Annotated in this window: 18 protein-coding genes (1 of these 18 cut by a window edge); 8 read left to right on the forward strand and 10 right to left on the reverse strand. The window is 69.8% G+C overall.

What is annotated here, in order from left to right:
- Positions 1 to 434 carry the 5' portion of a DNA-3-methyladenine glycosylase gene (locus tag V1460_RS24180; RefSeq protein ID WP_338675710.1) on the reverse strand. Its footprint begins 178 nt before the window's first position, so only the first 434 of its 612 coding nucleotides appear in the window; it begins with the start codon at positions 432 to 434; its stop codon lies beyond the left edge, outside the window.
- Positions 431 to 706, reverse strand: coding sequence for a DNA-3-methyladenine glycosylase (locus V1460_RS24185; protein ID WP_407077518.1), 276 nt, complete (start codon positions 704 to 706; stop codon positions 431 to 433). Before V1460_RS24185 ends, V1460_RS24180 begins: the two co-directional genes overlap by 4 nt.
- 89 nt (positions 707 to 795) lie before the next feature.
- On the opposite strand from V1460_RS24185, the gene V1460_RS24190 reads away from it, so the two are divergent.
- From V1460_RS24190 to V1460_RS24200, 3 genes are all read left to right on the forward strand, one after another.
- Positions 796 to 1,578 (forward strand): sporulation protein, encoded by a 783-nt coding sequence (locus V1460_RS24190; RefSeq protein ID WP_338675711.1) that lies wholly within the window; start codon positions 796 to 798, stop codon positions 1,576 to 1,578.
- Positions 1,579 to 1,633: 55 nt separating this feature from the next.
- The gene (locus V1460_RS24195) at positions 1,634 to 2,170 is read left to right on the forward strand and encodes a YbhB/YbcL family Raf kinase inhibitor-like protein (RefSeq protein WP_338675712.1); all 537 of its coding nucleotides are present in this window, start codon (positions 1,634 to 1,636) and stop codon (positions 2,168 to 2,170) included.
- 182 nt (positions 2,171 to 2,352) lie between these two features.
- Positions 2,353 to 2,886 (forward strand): HNH endonuclease, encoded by a 534-nt coding sequence (locus V1460_RS24200; protein WP_338675713.1) that lies wholly within the window; start codon positions 2,353 to 2,355, stop codon positions 2,884 to 2,886.
- 79 nt (positions 2,887 to 2,965) lie between these two features.
- On the opposite strand, the gene V1460_RS24205 is transcribed toward V1460_RS24200, so the two are convergent.
- The 4 genes from V1460_RS24205 to V1460_RS24220 all read right to left on the reverse strand — a co-directional run bounded on the left by V1460_RS24205 (position 2,966) and on the right by V1460_RS24220 (position 6,196).
- On the reverse strand, positions 2,966 to 3,736 hold the full coding sequence (locus V1460_RS24205; protein WP_338675714.1) for a sulfite exporter TauE/SafE family protein: 771 nt from the start codon (positions 3,734 to 3,736) through the stop codon (positions 2,966 to 2,968).
- Positions 3,737 to 3,821: 85 nt separating this feature from the next.
- Entirely contained in the window at positions 3,822 to 4,790 is a 969-nt protein-coding gene (locus tag V1460_RS24210) for an SPFH domain-containing protein (RefSeq protein WP_338675715.1), read from the reverse strand.
- Between the two features lie 102 nt (positions 4,791 to 4,892).
- A complete protein-coding gene (locus tag V1460_RS24215; protein WP_338675716.1) occupies positions 4,893 to 5,321 on the reverse strand; it encodes an NfeD family protein in 429 nt (142 codons plus the stop codon).
- 80 nt (positions 5,322 to 5,401) lie between these two features.
- Positions 5,402 to 6,196 carry an ABC transporter ATP-binding protein gene (locus tag V1460_RS24220; protein WP_338675717.1) on the reverse strand — a complete coding sequence of 265 codons (795 nt, stop codon included), beginning with the start codon at positions 6,194 to 6,196 and terminating at the stop codon, positions 5,402 to 5,404.
- A gap of 133 nt (positions 6,197 to 6,329) precedes the next feature.
- Here V1460_RS24220 and V1460_RS24225 point away from each other — a divergent pair, with 133 nt between their 5' ends.
- Positions 6,330 to 7,127 (forward strand): hypothetical protein, encoded by a 798-nt coding sequence (locus tag V1460_RS24225; protein ID WP_338675718.1) that lies wholly within the window; start codon positions 6,330 to 6,332, stop codon positions 7,125 to 7,127.
- A gap of 83 nt (positions 7,128 to 7,210) precedes the next feature.
- Here V1460_RS24225 and V1460_RS24230 read toward each other — a convergent pair whose 3' ends face one another.
- The 3 genes from V1460_RS24230 to V1460_RS24240 all read right to left on the reverse strand — a co-directional run bounded on the left by V1460_RS24230 (position 7,211) and on the right by V1460_RS24240 (position 9,420).
- Positions 7,211 to 7,453 (reverse strand): chaplin family protein, encoded by a 243-nt coding sequence (locus V1460_RS24230; protein WP_338675719.1) that lies wholly within the window; start codon positions 7,451 to 7,453, stop codon positions 7,211 to 7,213.
- A 172-nt stretch (positions 7,454 to 7,625) separates the two neighbouring features.
- The gene (locus tag V1460_RS24235; protein ID WP_338675720.1) at positions 7,626 to 8,270 is read right to left on the reverse strand and encodes a response regulator transcription factor; all 645 of its coding nucleotides are present in this window, start codon (positions 8,268 to 8,270) and stop codon (positions 7,626 to 7,628) included.
- Positions 8,263 to 9,420, reverse strand: a complete 1,158-nt coding sequence (locus V1460_RS24240; RefSeq protein WP_338675721.1) for a GAF domain-containing sensor histidine kinase — start codon at positions 9,418 to 9,420, stop codon at positions 8,263 to 8,265. Before V1460_RS24240 ends, V1460_RS24235 begins: the two co-directional genes overlap by 8 nt.
- 168 nt (positions 9,421 to 9,588) lie before the next feature.
- Between V1460_RS24240 and V1460_RS24245 the strand changes: the two genes are divergently transcribed.
- The 3 genes from V1460_RS24245 (at position 9,589) to V1460_RS24255 (ending at position 12,447) form a co-directional block, all read left to right on the forward strand.
- On the forward strand, positions 9,589 to 10,302 hold the full coding sequence (locus V1460_RS24245) for an SDR family NAD(P)-dependent oxidoreductase (protein WP_338675722.1): 714 nt from the start codon (positions 9,589 to 9,591) through the stop codon (positions 10,300 to 10,302).
- Between the two features lie 5 nt (positions 10,303 to 10,307).
- A complete protein-coding gene (locus V1460_RS24250) occupies positions 10,308 to 11,435 on the forward strand; it encodes an S-adenosylmethionine:tRNA ribosyltransferase-isomerase (RefSeq protein ID WP_338675723.1) in 1,128 nt (375 codons plus the stop codon).
- A gap of 277 nt (positions 11,436 to 11,712) precedes the next feature.
- The gene (locus V1460_RS24255) at positions 11,713 to 12,447 is read left to right on the forward strand and encodes a transglycosylase SLT domain-containing protein (RefSeq protein WP_338675724.1); all 735 of its coding nucleotides are present in this window, start codon (positions 11,713 to 11,715) and stop codon (positions 12,445 to 12,447) included.
- Positions 12,448 to 12,552: 105 nt separating this feature from the next.
- Here V1460_RS24255 and V1460_RS24260 read toward each other — a convergent pair whose 3' ends face one another.
- A complete protein-coding gene (locus tag V1460_RS24260; protein ID WP_338675725.1) occupies positions 12,553 to 15,126 on the reverse strand; it encodes an FHA domain-containing protein in 2,574 nt (857 codons plus the stop codon).
- Between the two features lie 226 nt (positions 15,127 to 15,352).
- Between V1460_RS24260 and V1460_RS24265 the strand changes: the two genes are divergently transcribed.
- Positions 15,353 to 17,149: a streptophobe family protein gene (locus tag V1460_RS24265; RefSeq protein WP_338675726.1), complete on the forward strand. Its 1,797-nt coding sequence runs from the start codon at positions 15,353 to 15,355 to the stop codon at positions 17,147 to 17,149.
- Positions 17,150 to 17,192: the final 43 nt, after the last annotated feature.

Here is a 17,192-nt window from a genome sequence, read left to right on the forward strand (position 1 = left end):
GTCAGCAGGTCTGCGCCGTTGTGCTCTCCGGTGACGCCGAGCGCCTGGCAGAGGTTCCCCGGACCTCGGGCAAGCCGCGGACTCTCGATCCTCTCTCCTCGTCGTACGCGTGCCAGGTCTTCCCCCTCGATGACCCTGCCTGCCCTGATCAGGACAGCCGAGGCGATACCGTCCGTCCCGGTGACGACGTTGGCGCACCAGTGGAGGCCGTGGGACCGGTAGACGTACAGGTGTCCTGCGGGTCCGAACATGACGGCGTTACGGGGTGTCCGGCCGCGGTAGGCATGGGAAGCCGGGTCAGCCGTTCCGGAGTACGCCTCGGTCTCCGTGATGGCGATGCTCACGGTTCCCTCAGGGGTCTCGCAGGTGAGGACGGTCCCGAGCAGTCTGGGGGCGACCTCTTCGGCGGGATGGGCGAGGAGAGCCGCCTTCATGTCGACCGCCTTGGCATGCCGTGGGTGAAGTGGCCGTGCGCCTGACCGGGCGGACCGGACGTCATCGTGTTCCGGGCCGTGCGGCCCCAGTCGGCGTGCGAGGCCGGGTCGGCTTCACCGGCGTACGCCTCCGGCCCTGTCAACCGCAGCGTGGTCGGGCCGTCGTCGGTCCGGCGTACCAGTGTGCGGCCGAGGGGATCGGGGGCGACATCGGTGACCGGGCGGCCGAGGAACCGCCGGGTCGTCGACGTGCGGTCAGGGGTGTCGGGCATGGCGCCCGAGGGTACCCGCCGGCTTCGCCCCGGGAACCGGTTACCGTCGTCGGGCGTATGTAGAGGTCAGGACCAAGGGAGGTAGGAGTATGGGCTTCAAGAAGCTGCTCGCGAGTCTGGGCGCCGGTGGGGCGTCCGTGGAGACCGAGCTGACGGAGGCGAACGTCGTCCCCGGCGGTGTGGTGCAGGGCGAGGTGCGGATCCAGGGTGGTTCCGTCGACCAGCAGATCGAAGGGCTGTCCGTCGGTCTCCAGGCGCGCGTCGAGGTCGAGGGCGGCGACCAGGAGATGAAGCAGGACATCGAGTTCACCAAGCAGCGGCTCGGCGGTGCCTTCGAGCTGAAGGCCGGTGCGGTGCACGTGGTCCCGTTCGGACTCGAGATCCCCTGGGAGACGCCGGTCACGACCATCGCCGGCCAGCAGCTGCGCGGGATGAACATCGGTGTGACCACGGAGCTGGAGATCGCGCGCGCCGTGGACTCCGGCGACCTGGACCCGATCCATGTCCATCCGCTTCCGGCTCAGCAGGCGATCCTCGACGCGTTCATCCAGCTCGGCTTCCGCTTCAAGAGCGCGGACATGGAGCGCGGTCACATCCGTGGGACGCGGCAGCGGCTCCCCTTCTACCAGGAGATCGAGTTCTTCCCGCCGTCCCAGTACCGGGGACTGAACCAGGTCGAGCTGACGTTCGTCGCGGACGGCCGGGAGATGGACGTGGTGCTGGAGATGGACAAGAAGCCGGGGCTGTTCAGCGAGGGCAGCGACTCCTTCCGTTCTTTCCAGGTGGACCTGCACAACTTCCAGGGGACGGATTACGCCGCCTACCTGAACCAGTGGCTCGCCGATGTCGGCGGTCGGCGCAACTGGTTCTAGGCTCGGGTTCGGTAAGCGCAAAAACGCGCAGGAACGCCTATTCGGAGGTTCAGACGTGACCGAGGCGAAAAGGGCCCCACTGCCTCATGACTTCCACCCGGCGGTGCCGTCGTTCACCGTGACGAGTCCCGATGTCGAGCCAGGAGCCTTCCTCAAGGACGCCCAGGTCTACTCGGGTGGCAACACATCGCCCGCCCTGCGCTGGGAGGGCTTCCCCGCGGAGACGAAGAGTTTCGCGGTGACGTGCTTCGATCCGGACGCGCCGACGGGCAGCGGGTTCTGGCACTGGGTGTTGTTCGACATCCCGTCGTCGGTGACCGGGCTTCCCGAGGGCGCGGGCAGCGGAGACTTCGACGGCCTGCCGGCCGGCGCGGTCCATGTCCGCAACGACTACGGGTCGAAGGACTTCGGCGGGGCCGCGCCGCCGCCCGGGGACGGACCGCATCGCTATGTGTTCACGGTGTACGCCGTGGACCAGGAGAAGCTGGGTCCTGGTGACGATGCGTCTCCGGCGGTGGTGGGCTTCAATCTGCGCTTCCATACGTTGGGGCGTGCCCAGCTCATCGGTGAGTACGAGGCCAAGGGCGAGTAGCCCGAGCCGGTATCTCAGGCTTCGCCTGCTGTTTGCCCGCTCCTGGTCTTGGAAGAGATCAGGAGCGGGCATCTTTCGTTGTACGCGGATATTGCGTTGTCCATCGCGGCGTGCCCGGCCAGAGTTGATCCCAGCCCAGAGCCCGCCGGAAGGGCCGGGCCGGCACACGGGAGGTGGGGCCAATGCGGGACACGCTGGTACTGAACGCGAGCTTCGAGCCACTGTCGACGGTGACGCTGAACCGTGCGGTGGTGCTGGTGCTGCAGGACAAGGCCGTCGTCGAGCAGGCCCACCCCGCGCTCCGAGTGCGTGCCGCGGCGGTGGAGCTACCCGTGCCGCGGGTGATCAGGCTGTGCAGATACGTACGGGTGCCGTTCCGAAGACAGGCGCCGTGGTCGCGGAGGGGTGTGCTGGTCAGGGACCAGCACCGGTGTGCGTACTGCGGTAGACGGGCCACGACGGTGGACCACGTGGTGCCGCGTTCCCGGGGTGGCTCGGACAGCTGGCTGAACACGGTGGCGTCCTGTGCCGAGGACAACCACCGCAAGGCGGACCGTACGCCCGAGCAGGCGGGCATGCCGTTGCTGCATCAGCCTTTCGTGCCGACTCCGGCGGACGCGATGCTGCTGACTCTGCGGGCTGGTGAGCGCTCGGAGCTGCCGGAGTGGCTGACTCAGCACGGGGCACAGCCGGGCGTCCGATCCGCCGCGGCATAGGAACGTCACGCAACGATGCCGGTGCGTAAGCCCGCCTTCTCGTGGAGGCGGGCTTACGCGTGTCGGCGGCCGTGCGTAGTCAGCGCAGCAGCAGTTGGACGATGGCGGCTGTGCCGACGATGACGATCACGGTCCGCAGCATCACGGGCGAGAGCTTCCGGCCGACCTTGGCACCGATCTGGCCGCCGATGGTGGAGCCGATGGCGATCAGCAGGACGGCGGTCCAGTCGATGTCGGCGGCGAACACGAAGAACATTGCCGCAACGCTGTTGACGACCGCGGCGAGGGCGTTCTTCACGGCGTTGAGGCGTTGGAGGGTGTCGTCCAGCAGGATGCCCAGCAGGGAAAGGTAGATGACCCCCTGGGCGGCCGTGAAGTAGCCGCCGTAGACGCTGGCGAGCATCAGGGCGACGAAGAGGAGCGGGCCTCCGTCGGGGTGCGGCTGAGCGGTGGTGTCCCGTTCCCTGCGGCGCTGGACGGCCGCGGAGATCCGGGGCTGGAGGATCACCAGGACGAGGGCGAGCGCGACCAGGGCGGGGACGATGGTCTCGAAGGCGGTGGACGGCAACAGGAGCAGGAGCATCGCCCCGCCGAGCCCGCCGATGAGTGAGGCGAGTCCGAGGCGCAGGACGCGGCGGCGCTGCCCGGTGAGTTCCTCGCGGTAGCCGATGGCTCCGCTGATCGATCCCGGTATCAGTCCGATGGCGTTCGAGACGGTGGCGGTGACAGGAGGCAGTCCGGCGGCGAGAAGGACCGGGAACGTGATGAGCGTTCCCGAGCCGACGATGGTATTGATCGTGCCTGCTGCCGTACCGGCGGCGAAGACCGCGAGTACTTCCCAGATGGACAAGGCCATCTCCTCACATGATCAGGTGTCGCCTCCCCGCCATGAAGGTCGAGGGGCCGCACCGATCATGCCCGACCGCCTGTGCGCGTCAGTCGATCGGGGGCTGCTCGCGTCGCTCCGTGCCGCTCTGCGGCGGAATGTTGCCGCCGTTGCCGTTTCCGCTGTTGTGGTTTCCGGTGAGCGGGCCGCCGAAGCTGCCGATGGCGCCGGAGAGGCCCTTGAGCGCGTCGCCGATCTCGCTGGGCACGATCCAGAGCTTGTTGGCGTCGCCTTCGGCGATCTTCGGCAGCATCTGGAGGTACTGGTACGAGAGCAGCTTCTGGTCGGGGTCACCGGCGTGGATGGACTCGAAGACGGTGCGGATCGCCTGGGCCTCGCCCTCGGCGCGCAGGGCGGCTGCTTTGGCCTCACCTTCGGCGCGCAGGATCGCGGACTGCTTCTCACCCTCGGCGGTGAGGATCTGCGACTGGCGGATGCCTTCCGCGGTGAGGATCGCGGCGCGCTTGTCACGGTCGGCGCGCATCTGCTTCTCCATCGAGTCCTGGATGGAGGTGGGTGGTTCGATGGCCTTGAGCTCGACCCGGTTGACGCGGATGCCCCACTTGCCGGTGGCCTCGTCGAGGACGCCGCGCAGGGCCGCGTTGATCTCCTCTCGGGAGGTCAGGGTCCGCTCCAGGTCCATGCCGCCGATGATGTTGCGCAGCGTGGTCACGGTGAGCTGCTCGATCGCCTGGATGTAGCTGGCGACTTCGTAGGTCGCCGCCCTGGCGTCCGTCACCTGGTAGTAGATGACGGTGTCGATATTGACGACGAGGTTGTCCTGGGTGATCACCGGCTGGGGCGGGAAGGGGACGACCTGTTCACGGAGGTCGATCCGGTTGCGGATCGAGTCGATGAACGGCACCACGATGTTCAGTCCCGCGTTGAGCGTACGGGTGTAGCGGCCGAAGCGTTCGACGATGGCGGCACTGGCCTGCGGGATGACCTGGATCGTCTTGATCAAGGCGATGAAGACAAGCACCACCAGAATGACCAGGACGATGATGATCGATGGCATCGTGCTCCCCGTGCCCTTCGCTGCCGGATGATTCTGATGATCGAGTTTCCCAGACCGCGGGGGGTGATGGGACCCGTTCCGTCACTTGACGCTGACGTGTGGTCAGATGACCACGGCGGTGGCACCGTCGATCTCGACCACGTCGACCTGCTCGCCGGGTTCGAAGGCACGCCCCGTGTCGAGGGAACGTGCCGACCAGATCTCCCCCGCGAGCTTGATGCGCCCGCCGTCGCCGTCCACCCGTTCCAGGACGACGGCCTGACGACCTTTCAAGGCATCGATGCCGGTGGCCAGTTGGGGCCGCTGTGAGCCGTGGCGGGCCGCGATGGGGCGGACGACCGCGATGAGCGCGACCGACACCGCGGCGAACACGCACACTTGGGCGACCACGCCGAAGCCGAGTACCGCGGTGACGGCTCCCGCGACGGCTCCGGCGGAGAGCATGCCGAATTCGGGCATGGCGGTGAGCACGAGTGGGATGCCGAGTCCCACCGCGGCGATGAGCCACCACACCCATGCGTCGATGTCCACACAGGCATGGTAGGTCGACTGCGGCCCCGCCGACAGGGCGCGCGGGCCCGACTGTTGGGGCTCGGTCCGGGGTCTGCGGGTCACTGGCCGAGCGGGAGCCCCTGAGCGCTCCAGCGCTCGCCGTTGCGCTCGACGATGAGCGGCAGGCCGAAGCAGCGGGAGAGGTTGCGGGAGGTCAGTTCGGTCTCCATCGGACCTGCGGTGACCACCTTGCCCTGGCGGATCATCATCACGTGGGTGAATCCGGGTGCGATCTCCTCGACATGGTGGGTCACCATGATCATGGAGGGCGCCAGCGGGTCCCTGGCGAGTCGGCCGAGTCGGCGGACCAGGTCCTCCCGGCCGCCGAGGTCGAGCCCCGCGGCGGGCTCGTCCAGCAGTAGCAGTTCGGGGTCGGTCATCAGGGCGCGGGCGATGAGGGTGCGCTTGCGCTCGCCTTCGGAGAGGGTACCGAACCTGCGGCCCAGGTAGTCCGACATGCCGAGGCGGTCGAGGAAGGCGCGGGCGCGCTGCTCGTCGACGGCGTCGTAGTCCTCGTGCCAGCTGGCGGTCATTCCGTAGGCGGCGGTGAGCACGGTCTGGAGCACCGTCTGGCGCTTGGGGAGTTTTTCGGCCATCGCGATGCCGGCCATGCCGATGCGCGGGCGCAGCTCGAAGACGTCCACCTTGCCGAGGCGGTCACCGAGGATGGTCGTGCTGCCGGTGGTGGGGAAGAGGTAGCTGGAAGCGATGTTGAGCAGGGTGGTCTTGCCGGCGCCGTTGGGGCCGAGGATCACCCAGCGCTCGCCTTCCTTGACCGACCAGGAGACGTCGTCCACCAGAGCGCGTCCGTCGCGGACCACGGATACGTCCACCAGCTCCAGTACATCGCTCATGAGCGCGTTGTCTCCCCATGCAATCGTCGAGAGGTCCCGGGAGTCCGGTGTGCCCGCGGGCGAGGCTCCCAGGGAAAACCTACGCCACCAGCCGGGTCCCCCGACGGCCCGGTCCGATACCTAGGCTGGGTCCATGCTTTCGGAACCACGCTCAGGACGACTGGCCGCATGGGGAAATGCCCTGTTGGCCGGTTTTGTATCACCCGATGACGCGGTGCACGCGATCGTCGGGGACGACGCGGTGCACCGTGTGGAGGGGCTGCCGGACGAGCCGGGGCCGGTCGGACTCAGCCTGGCGCTGGGACGGCTGCGCGGCCTCGGTGTGACGGGCTTCCGGGTCGCGCTGCCCGCACCGGGGCATCCGCTGGGACTCAGCGGCCCCCCCGCGTTCAACGCGCGGGCCCTTGAGGCGGAAGAGGCTGTCGTCGGCCATGGGGCGGCGTACGGGATCGTACCGGACGTGCACGAGGTGGGGCCCGCCGGAGACACCCATGTGCGGGTGGTCTGGCACTGTCTTCAGGTACGTGATGCCCCGCCCGCTGACGTTCCGTCGCTGGGCGAGGCCGAACGCGAGCTGGCGGAGGCGATGCGGGAGGCGACGGCGGTGCTGTCGCGCCTGGACGTCGCGGGGTCCGGCCCGGTGGCCGATGCGGCGCTGGACGCCTACCGGGCGCGGGCCGAGGCGGGTGCGGGGCGGGATGTGCTGGCGCCCGGGTATCCGCCCCGCGCGGTACGGGTGCTCGAGCTGGCGCAGCGGGTCGAGCTGCTGGTCTCGCTGGCGTACGAGAACGGGCACGGCGGTGCCGTGAGCGCTTCGGAGATGGCGGCGCGCGGCGAGGCATTGCGGCCGGTGGAACGGGTGGCGCGGCGCGCGCAGGTCGCGGCGTACAACGCCTACGTGGAGGAGTCGGAGCGTCGCGGGGAGGCGTGAGTGCCCCGACGGCGGACGAGTCGACCCGGGCCGCGCGGCGGCGCGGGTCGACTCGTGGCTCAGTTGCGGCTCGCGGCGTCTGGTCAGCCGTTGACGCCTACGTTGCCGAAGGCCGGGTTGAGCGCACCGATGACATTGACGGTGTTGCCGACGACGTTGACCGGGACGTGGACCGGGACCTGGACCAGGTTGCCGGAGCCGACGCCCGGGGAGTTGACCGCGCGGCCGTCCGCATGCGCGCTGGTCGCGGACGCGGCACCAGCGCCGGCGGCGAGCAGTCCACCGGCGACCATGGTGACAACGGCGGCCTTCTTCAGGTTCTTCACTTCTGCTTCCTCCTGGTCATGGGCTGCGACGTTCAGCGCAGCACGCACTGGAGAACGCCGACCGAACGCTTTCGGATACGCCATATGGGCGACATACACACGACGGTATGAATCTCGGACCGGTCAGCAACCGTCACCGGAAGCGGCTCCATGACCTGCCGAAACGTTCTGATCAGCTGCTGAGTCCATGGCGTACGGCCCAGAGCGCCGCCTGTGTACGGTCTGCCAGATCCAGCTTCATCAGAATGTTCGACACATGGGTCTTCACCGTCTTCTCCGAGAGGACCAGCGCGCGTGCTATCTCGCGGTTGGAGCGACCGTCGGCGATCAGCGCGAGCACCTCGCGCTCCCGCTCGGTGAGCGAGGTGCCCCTCCCCTGCCCCGTGCCTGGCTCGTCCTCCGAGAGCAGCACGTCGGCCACCTCGGGCTGGAGCAGTACATGCCCCGCGTACACGGAGCGGACGGCACCGGCCAGGGCATCCGGATCGATGTCCTTGTACACATAGCCGGAGGCACCCGCGCGAAGCGCCGGGATCACGGTGCGCCGCTCCATGAAGCTCGTGACCACCAGCACCTTCACCGGGTTGTCCAGGGCGCGCAGCCGGCGCAGGGCCTCGATCCCGTCCATGCCCGGCATCTTCACGTCCATCAGCACGACGTCAGGGCACAGTTCCTGGGCCTGCTCCACACCCTCGGCGCCGTCGGCGGCCTCCCCCACCACCTCGATGTCGTCCTGCACCTCGAGGAAGGTGCGCAGACCCCGGCGGACGACCTGGTGATCGTCCACGAGCAGCACGCGGATTCCCTTGTCACCCACCGGGGACCTCCATCTCGATCGCGGTGCCCTCTCCGGGCGCCGATTCCACCGTGAGTGTGCCGCCGACGCCACCGGCCCGGTCGCGCATCGAGACCAGACCGAGGTGCCGCCCCGCCCTGCGCACCGACGCCGGCTCGAAGCCGCTGCCGTCGTCCGTGACGCTGAGCACCGCCCCCTGCCCCTTGCGGCACAGGCTGACCGCGACCCGCTCAGCGCCCGAGTGGCGCAGCGCGTTGTGCAGGGCTTCCTGCGCGACCCGCAGGAGGGCCTCCTCCTGGGACGCGGGCAGGGCGCGCACTCCCTGTGCCTCGAAGGTGACGCGGGCGGTGTGGGCGCGGTCGAGCACCTGGATCTGTGTACGGAGAGTATTGACGAGCCCGTCCTCGTCCAGTGCCGCGGGGCGCAGCTCGACCACCGCCGCCCGCAGCTCGTCGGCGGCCTCGGCGGCGAGCCCCGCCACCTGCTGGAGCTCGCCCTTGGCCCGGAGCGGGTCGCGGTCCACCAGTGCGGCCGCTGCCTGGGCGGTCAGCCGTAGCGAAAAGAGCTTCTGGCTCACCGCGTCGTGCAGCTCATGGGCCAGTCTGGAGCGCTCCTCGGCGATGGTGAGCTCGCGGCTGCGCTCGTAGAGGCGGGCGTTGGTGAGAGCGATCGCCGCGTGTTGGGCCAGGATCGCGAGCAGTTCCTCGTCCTCCTCGGTGAACCCGCAGGTCTCCCCTCTCCTGCCGGGAGGCTTGGGACATCTCTTGTTGGCGAGGAAGAGCGCGCCGATCGTCTCGTCGCCGTCCTTGACGGGCAGGCCCAGAAAGTCGGACATGTCGGGGTGGGCCGACGGCCAGCCCTCGAAGCGGGGGTCCAAGCGCACGTCCGCGAGCCGCTCGGGTTTCGCGTCCCTGAGCATTGCGGCGAGGATCCCGTGCTGGCGCGGAAGCGGTCCGATCGCCCGCCACTGCTCGTCGCTCACGCCATCGACGACGAACTGGGCGAAGCCGCCGTGGTCGTCGGGCACGCCCAGTGCCGCGTACTCCGCGTCGAGCAGCTCACGCGCCGAGGCGACGATCGTCTTGAGGACGTCGCGCACCTCGAGGTGCCTGCTCATCTCAAGGAGGGCGGTGCTCACGGCGGCGAGGCCGGAGCGCGGTCGATGGCTCATGCGATCACGGTACCGGTGTGCGGTCACCGTGCGTATCGGGCTGCGGACGGCCGTTGTCTGGGCCCCGGGACTTAGGCCGAAGTACCCGTACGGCCGGGCCTCGGGGACGACGCGGACGGCCGGGCCGCGGAGCCACTCTGAGGGCAACCGAACAGAGGGGATGGAGCCATGCCGGTAGCGATCATCACGGGAGCCTCCAAGGGGCTGGGGCGGGCACTGGCCGAAGCGCTGGCCCGCCGCGGCTGGGACCTGGTGCTCGACGCGCGTACCGAATCCGTGCTGGCGAAGACGGCCGAGCGGCTGCGGCGCCATGGGACCCGGGTGGTGGCGCTGCCCGGGGATGTCACCCGGGCCGGGCACCGCGGGGAGCTGGTGGCGGCGGCGCAGGAGCTGGGATCGCTCGATCTGCTGGTGAGCAATGCCAGCGCGCTGGGTGCCGAACCGCTGGTCCCGCTGGCGGCGCTGCCACTGGCCGGGCTGAGGGAGGCGCTGGAGACCAATGTGGTGGCGGCGCTCGGACTGGTACAGCAGGCACTGCCGCTGCTGCGCACGACCGCGCCGGGCGGGGAGCCGGGTGCGGTTGTCGCGGTGAGTTCGGATGCCGGGCGGGAAGCCTATGCCACCTGGGGCGGGTACGGGGCGTCGAAGGCGGCGCTCGACCTGCTCACCGCGGTGCTGGCGGTCGAGGAGCCGGAACTGAGGGTCTGGGCGGTGGACCCCGGGGACATGCGTACGGATCTGTACGAGGCCGCGGTGCCAGGCGACGGGGACGCCGGGGCACGGCCCGCGCCGGAGTCGGTAGTACCGGCGTTGCTGAGGCTGCTGGACGAACGCCCGGCGAGCGGCCGGTACGAGGCGACCGCGCTGCCGGCGGCACGGTGAGGCGGATGAACGGGCTGGACCGAGCGGGTGTGCTGGAGAGTCTCAGGGTGCCGGACGCGCTGCTCGCGCGGGTGCCGGCCGAGGTCCGCGGCAGCGGTAGGGACGACGTACGACTGCTGGTGTCGCGCGGGACGGCGGTGTCGCACCGCTCCTTCCGCGAGCTGCCCGGGCAACTGCGGGCGGGTGACGTGCTGGTGGTGAACACCTCGCCCACGCTGCCGGCCGCCGTGGACGGGCGGCTGGGCGCGGAGCGCCTGGTCGTGCACTTCTCGACGCGCGGTGACCTGGGCACCGGCCCGCGCCTCGACGGGAGGGGTGAGCGCTGGGCGGTGGAGCTGCGCACCCCGGACGGCGCCGGAAGCACGCGGCAGCGTCCCGGTGGTCCTGCGGGGGCTCGGATCCGGCTGCCCGGGGGTGGGCTTCTCGTACTGGAGGAACCGCTGGCGTCCGGCGGTGGCACGGCGGGCGGACGGCTGTGGTGGGCCACGGCCTCGGTGGACGTGACGAAGCTGATGGGGCGGTACGGCAGGCCGATCCGGTACGGCTACACGGAGCGTGACCAGCCGATGACCGCGCACCAGACGGTGTTCGCGCTGCCCGCTCCGGACGGCTCGGGATCGGCGGAGATGCCGAGTGCGGGCCGCCCCTTCACCGAAGCCCTGGTCATGGAGCTGGTGCGGCGTGGGGTGCAGTTCGCTCCGCTGACACTGCACACGGGTGTGGCGTCGGCCGAGGCACACGAGCCTCCGTACCCGGAGCGCTTCGAGGTGTCCGAGGCGACCGCATGGCTGGTGAACGCGGCGCGGGCGGGCGGGGGACGGGTCGTCGCGGTGGGGACGACCGCGGTTCGGGCCCTGGAGTCGGCGGCGGGGCCGGACGGTGTGGTGCGGGCGGCGAGGGGCTGGACCGATCTGGTGGTCACTCCGGGGCGCGGGGTCCGGGCGGTGGACGGGCTGCTGACGGGACTGCACGAGCCCGAGGCCTCCCATCTGCTCATGCTGGCGGCCATTACCGGCGAGGAGGCGCTGGCCTGCGGGTATACCCAGGCGCTTGAGCACGGCTACCTGTGGCATGAGTTCGGGGACGTGCACCTCATCCTGCGGGACGACCCCATGACCGTCCGGATTGCTTGAGCAACTCTCTGCAAGGTGGAGCGGGGCCCGATGTGAGCCCGCGCATAGGGCGCAGGTCACTTACGAAGCGCACTAGTAGCCACGTAAAGGACATGTGAACTGGCGTTCTTGGGGGACTTGTCCGGACTTATGGGGTCCTGCTCCACTAACCAGGATCGTACGTCACATCTTTGCCACCGCATTTTGCTGCCGCTAAGAATTGCGTTCGTCGCCGCCGAGAAGGCGCTGAGCCGCCCGGCCTTTCGCGACTCCCGCTATTCGAAGAGGTACGTCTCGCATGTTCGCGTCCCGCACTTCCGGTTCCGCCCGTATGTCCAAGACTCACAAGATCTCGATCGCCGGTGTGGCCGCCGTTGGCGTCTCGGCCCTCGCGTTCTCGCTCGTCCCGGGCAGCGCTTCGGCCGAAACCGAGACGCGGGCCGTGTCCACTGCCAACGGCGCCTGGTCCACCGGTGTCGACACGGCGAAAGCCACCGCCCTGCAGGCGAGCATCACCAACCAGTCGGCTTTCCTCGACGCCCAGGCCCAGGCCCAGACCCAGGCCGCCGCGCAGGCGAAGACGAAGGCCACCGCCGCCGCACTGAAGGCCAAGGCCGAGGCCCAGGCCGCCGCCAAGGCGAAGGCCGCCGCGAAGAAGCGCGCCGCCGCCGAGGCCGCCGCCAACCGCGCCGCCGTCCGCAAGGCCGTCTACCCGAACAACCTGGACGGCTGGATCCGCGAGGCCCTGGACATCATGAAGAAGCACAACATCCCGGGCAGCTACGAGGGCATCCACCGCAACATCATGCGTGAGTCCTCCGGCAACCCCCGGGCCATCAACAACTGGGACATCAACGCCCAGAACGGCATCCCGTCCAAGGGCCTGCTCCAGATCATCAAGCCCACCTTCGACGCTTACCACGTCCCCGGCACCGCCAAGGACCAGTACGACCCGGTCGCCAACATCGTCGCGTCCTGCAACTACGCGGCCGACCGCTACGGCTCGATGGACAACGTGAACAGCGCCTACTGACGGACGCACGAAAGCCGCAAGGCCCGTAACATACACGCCTGGAGGGCGGCACCCCATGGTCGGGGTGCCGCCCTCCAGGCGTCCGCGTGGGCGGAGGACGGCTGCCTACTTGCGCATGACCTCGGGCTCGTGACGGCGCAGGAAGCGGGCCACGAGGAAGCCGCACAGCGCGCCGAGCGCCAGCAGGGCCGCCATGTCCATAACCCAGGCTCCGACCTCGTGGTCCCAGAGGGGGTCGGTGTTGCCGGGGTCGTCCTGGTTGGGGCTGATCCGGTTGAAGTCCAACGTGGCGCCGGCCGCGGCGACCGCCCAGCGGGACGGCATCAGATACGAGAACTCGTTCACACCGACCGTGCCGTTCAGAATGAACAGACAGCCGGTGAATACGACCTGGACGATCGCGAACATCACCAGCAGCGGCATCGTCTTCTCCGCGGTCTTCACCAGCGCCGAGATGATCAGGCCGAACATCATGGAGGTGAAACCGAGCGCCATGATAGGCAGCGAGAGCTCCAGGAGGGTATAGCCGAGCACCAGGCCCTCGTCGGGGATATCCCGGCTGGAGAAGCCGATCACACCGACCAGTGCGCCCTGGAACACCGTGATCATGCCGAGCACGATCACCTTGGACATCAGATACGCGGAGCGTGACAGACCGGTCGCACGCTCGCGCTCATAGATCACCCGCTCCTTGATCAGCTCACGGACCGAGTTGGCGGCTCCGGCGAAGCAGGCACCCACCGCGAGTATCAGCAGCACGGTCGTGGCCGTGCCGTTCGGGACGATCCTGCCCTGCGCGTTCGCCCCGTTGGGCAGCAGTCCCTTGTCCGCGTCGATGAGCAGGCTCACCGCACCGAGTACGGCGGGCAGTGCCACCATCAGGGCGAGGAAGCCCCGGTCGGAGGCGATCACGGAGACATAGCGCCGGATCAGCGTGCCGAGCTGGGAGAACCAGCTCTGCGGTTTCGGGGGTCTGATCGCCTGCGCGGGCGGCATGCTCACCGACTGCGGAGCGACGGCGTCGATGTCCGCGGCGTACATCTGGTAGTGCTGTGAGCCCTTCCAGCGGCCCGCCCAGTCGTAGTCGCGGTAGTTCTCGAATGCGGAGAAGACATCGGCCCAGGTGTCGTAGCCGAAGAAGTTCAGCGCCTCCTCCGGCGGCCCGAAGTACGCGACGGAACCGCCGGGCGCCATCACCAGCAGCTTGTCGCACAGCGCCAGTTCCGCCACCGAGTGGGTGACGACCAGGACGGTGCGGCCGTCGTCGGCCAGACCTCGCAGCAGCTGCATCACATCGCGGTCCATGCCCGGGTCGAGGCCGGATGTCGGCTCGTCCAGGAATATCAGCGACGGCTTCGTCAGCAGCTCCAGGGCCACCGACACACGCTTGCGCTGGCCACCGGAGAGTGAGGTGACCTTCTTCCCCTTGTGGATGTCCAGCTTGAGCTCACGCAGCACCTCGTCGATACGCGCCTCGCGCTCGGCGGCACTGGTGTCCGCGGGGAAGCGGAGCTTGGCGGCGTACTTGAGGGCGCTGCGGACGGTCAGTTCCTTGTGGAGGATGTCGTCCTGCGGCACCAGGCCGATGCGTTGGCGCAGCTCGGCGAACTGCTTGTAGAGGTTCCGGTTGTCGTATAGGACATCGCCCTGGTCGGCGGGCCGGTAGCCGGTGAGCGCCTTGAGCAGGGTGGACTTCCCGGAGCCGGACGGGCCGATGACCGCGATCAGGGACTTCTCGGGGACGCCGAAGGAGACGTCCTTGAGGATCTGCTTGCCGCCGTCGACGGTGACCGTGAGGTGACGGGCGGAGAAAGAGACCTCACCGGTGTCGACGAACTCCTCGAGGCGGTCGCCCACCAGCCGGAAGGCGGAGTGGCCGATGCCGACGATGTCGTTCGGGCCGATGAGCGCGGAGCCGGACTTCGCCAGCGGCTGGCCGTTGACGTAGGTGCCGTTGTGCGAGCCGAGGTCGCGGATCTCGTAGCGGCCGTCCGGCGTGGCGTGGAACTCGGCATGGTGGCGGGACACTTGGAGGTCCGAGACCACCAGCTCGTTCTCCAGGGCACGGCCGATGCGCATGACGTGACCGAGCGAGAACTGGTGGAACGTGGTGGGGCTGCGGTCCCCGTACACCGGCGGCGCCTGGTCCGCGGACTGCTGTCCGTACGATGCGGCGCCCTGCTGATACGGAGTCTGCGGGGACTGCTGATGCGGCACCTGCGCCTGCTGCGGGGACTGCTCCCGCTGCCAGTGCTGCTGCGGCGTCGCCTGGGGCGCCTGCTGCCACTGCGGCTGGGCCGGGGCCTGGCCCGCGGCCTGCCGGGCGGCGTACTGGGACTGCTGTGGCTGCTGCGCGACGGCGCCCCGAGCGCCGCGGTCGCCGTTCGCCGCACCGCTCAGATTCAGCCGCGGGCCGTCGTTGGCGTTTCCGAGATGGACCGCGGAGCCGGGGCCGACCTCCATCTGGTGGATCCGCCGACCCTGCGCATAGGTGCCGTTGGTGCTTCCGTGGTCCTGGATGGCCCAACTCCGGCCGTCCCAGCTGATCGTGGCGTGCCGCCACGACACTCTGGCGTCGTCGACCACCACGTCGCCCTGTGGGTCACGCCCGATGGTGTACGACCTGGACGGATCGAGGCTCCAGGTCCTTCCGTTCAATTCCAGTACGAGTTCCGGCACTCCATGCCCCACTAGTTGTCCCCCGAGCTACCCCCGTCGCAGGGAGTCTAGGGATGGCGAACATCGTGAGGAACTATTTCAGGCCCGCTGCCGTATCCAAAAGCCGGGCCTCCCGGCGGTGTGCTTCCGAGTGCACGAACGCGCCGTTGACTGCAGCGAAACGCGCCCGGAGAGTGGTAAGCGCCCATGAGTGCACACGAATCCTGCACGAATGGGGCAAGTCCACATGGATCGGGGGGTCCTGATGGCGTCGAACGGCGGGGCCCGCGAACGGCCCGTGCCCTGGGGTGACGTGGCGCTGGCCTCGATCGCGGCGGTGAGCTGGTCGCTGGCGGGGATGGCGGGCACGGCGGCGGCGGGGCTGCATCTGCTGGACGCCGACGCGAGCGGCTCACTGGGCCCCATGACAGCGGCGGTGACGGTGCTCGCGGTCGGTGGGTCGGTCACACCGTACGGCGATGTGTCGGTCTTCGGACTTGAGGGTGCACAGGCGTCGACCGCCGTCCATGTCGTCCCGCTGGGGGTGGCGCTGGTCGGTGCGCTGCTGCTGGGTCACTTCTTCCTGAGGCCGCTGCGCGTGGCCGGCGGCGGGTTCTCCGGTGCGGAACTGGCGGCTCGGGCAGGCATGTCGGCGGGGCTGTTCCTCGGGGCGGTCGGTGCGCTTGCCTGGCTGGGCCATGACGTGATCACCTTCGACGGTGAGGCGCTGGGGCTCGACGGTGCGCCGGGCACCGGTGCGGGCGGCGGTCCCCGGATGGATGTGCCGGGTCTGGGAGACCTCGGGGACCTCGGAGACCTCGGTGACGGCACCGGGGGGATCGGCGGGCTGCTGCCGGACCGGCTCGGTGAGCTGGTGGACGCGAAGGCCTCGGTCGGCTTCACCGTGGACACCGCCGACTCCTTGGCCGGTGCGTTGTTCTGGGTGCTCGGGGTGCTGCTGATCGCTCTGCTCGCCTCACGCCGTACGCCACTGCCGGCGGGCTGGGACGCGGTGCACCGGCTGGTGCGGCCCGCCGTGTCCGCCGTGCTGACCCTGCTGCTGACGGCGGTGGCGGCGGGGCTGGCAGCGGCGGCGTACGCCGGGTTCACCGACGACCGGCCGGGACCGGTCGTCGGCGCGGCGCTGCTCGGCACACCGAACGGTGCGTGGACGGGTGTCGCGCTCGGCTTGTTGGTGCCCTGGCGCGGCAGGGCGAGCGGCGAACTGGCGAAGGTGCTGCCGGATCCGCTGGGCGAACTGCTGAGGGTGGCGGCGGACGAACCGGTCACGGTGGGGCGGCTCGCGGAACACGACGGCCGGGTGTGGCTGCTCGCCGTGGCCGGTGCCGCGCTGATGCTGTGCGCCGGGGTGCTCAGCGCGGTGCGTACGCCCAGGCCCCCGGGGATGGGTGCGGTGAGGTTCACGGGGCGGTGTGCGGCGGCACTGGGGCCGGCGTCGGCCGTGGCGCTGGCGGCCGTGGTGCTGCTGACCCGGGTGTCCGCGGACGCCTCGCTGTCGGTGCTCGGGTTCGACGCGTTCGGGGCACGGCTCGAACTGCGCGGGGACCCGGGCGCGGCCGTGGTTCTGGGTGCGGTGTGGGGCACTGTGTCGGGCGGTGTGGGGGCGCTGCTGGCGTGCGCGTCGGGGGTGGCCGGTTCGCGCGCGGCACCACTCGCCGTTGCGGGAGGCACACCCCTGGGACCGCTCACCGGCCCGTATCACCCGTCTGCGCCGTATCGCCCGCCGAACGCGGATACGAACCCGTATCTGAGGCTGTCGGGCGGGCAGGAGCCGTCCGCTCGGCGGCAGGTGCCGCCCGAGCGGAGGCCGGAACAACCCGATCAGCGGCGGCGCGCGACGCCGGGACGGGGACTGCACGGGGCTGAGACGGTGGCCGGGCCTGCGCTGCCTCCGCCCCCGCCGCCGAGGCCTCCCGCACCGCCCGGACCCCGGGGGACCCGCCCGGACGGCCGACGGGACCGTCCGCGGGACGAGCCTCCCGACGGGCCTCCGCCGCCCGGGGCGCCGCGAACGCGTCGCTGATCACCCGTCCGATCCCGACGCGGGACCGGCGTCCTGCCCTTCA

It is taken from the genome of Streptomyces sp. SCSIO 30461 (assembly GCF_037023745.1).
In the GTDB taxonomy this organism is placed as follows: Bacteria; Actinomycetota; Actinomycetes; order Streptomycetales; family Streptomycetaceae; genus Streptomyces.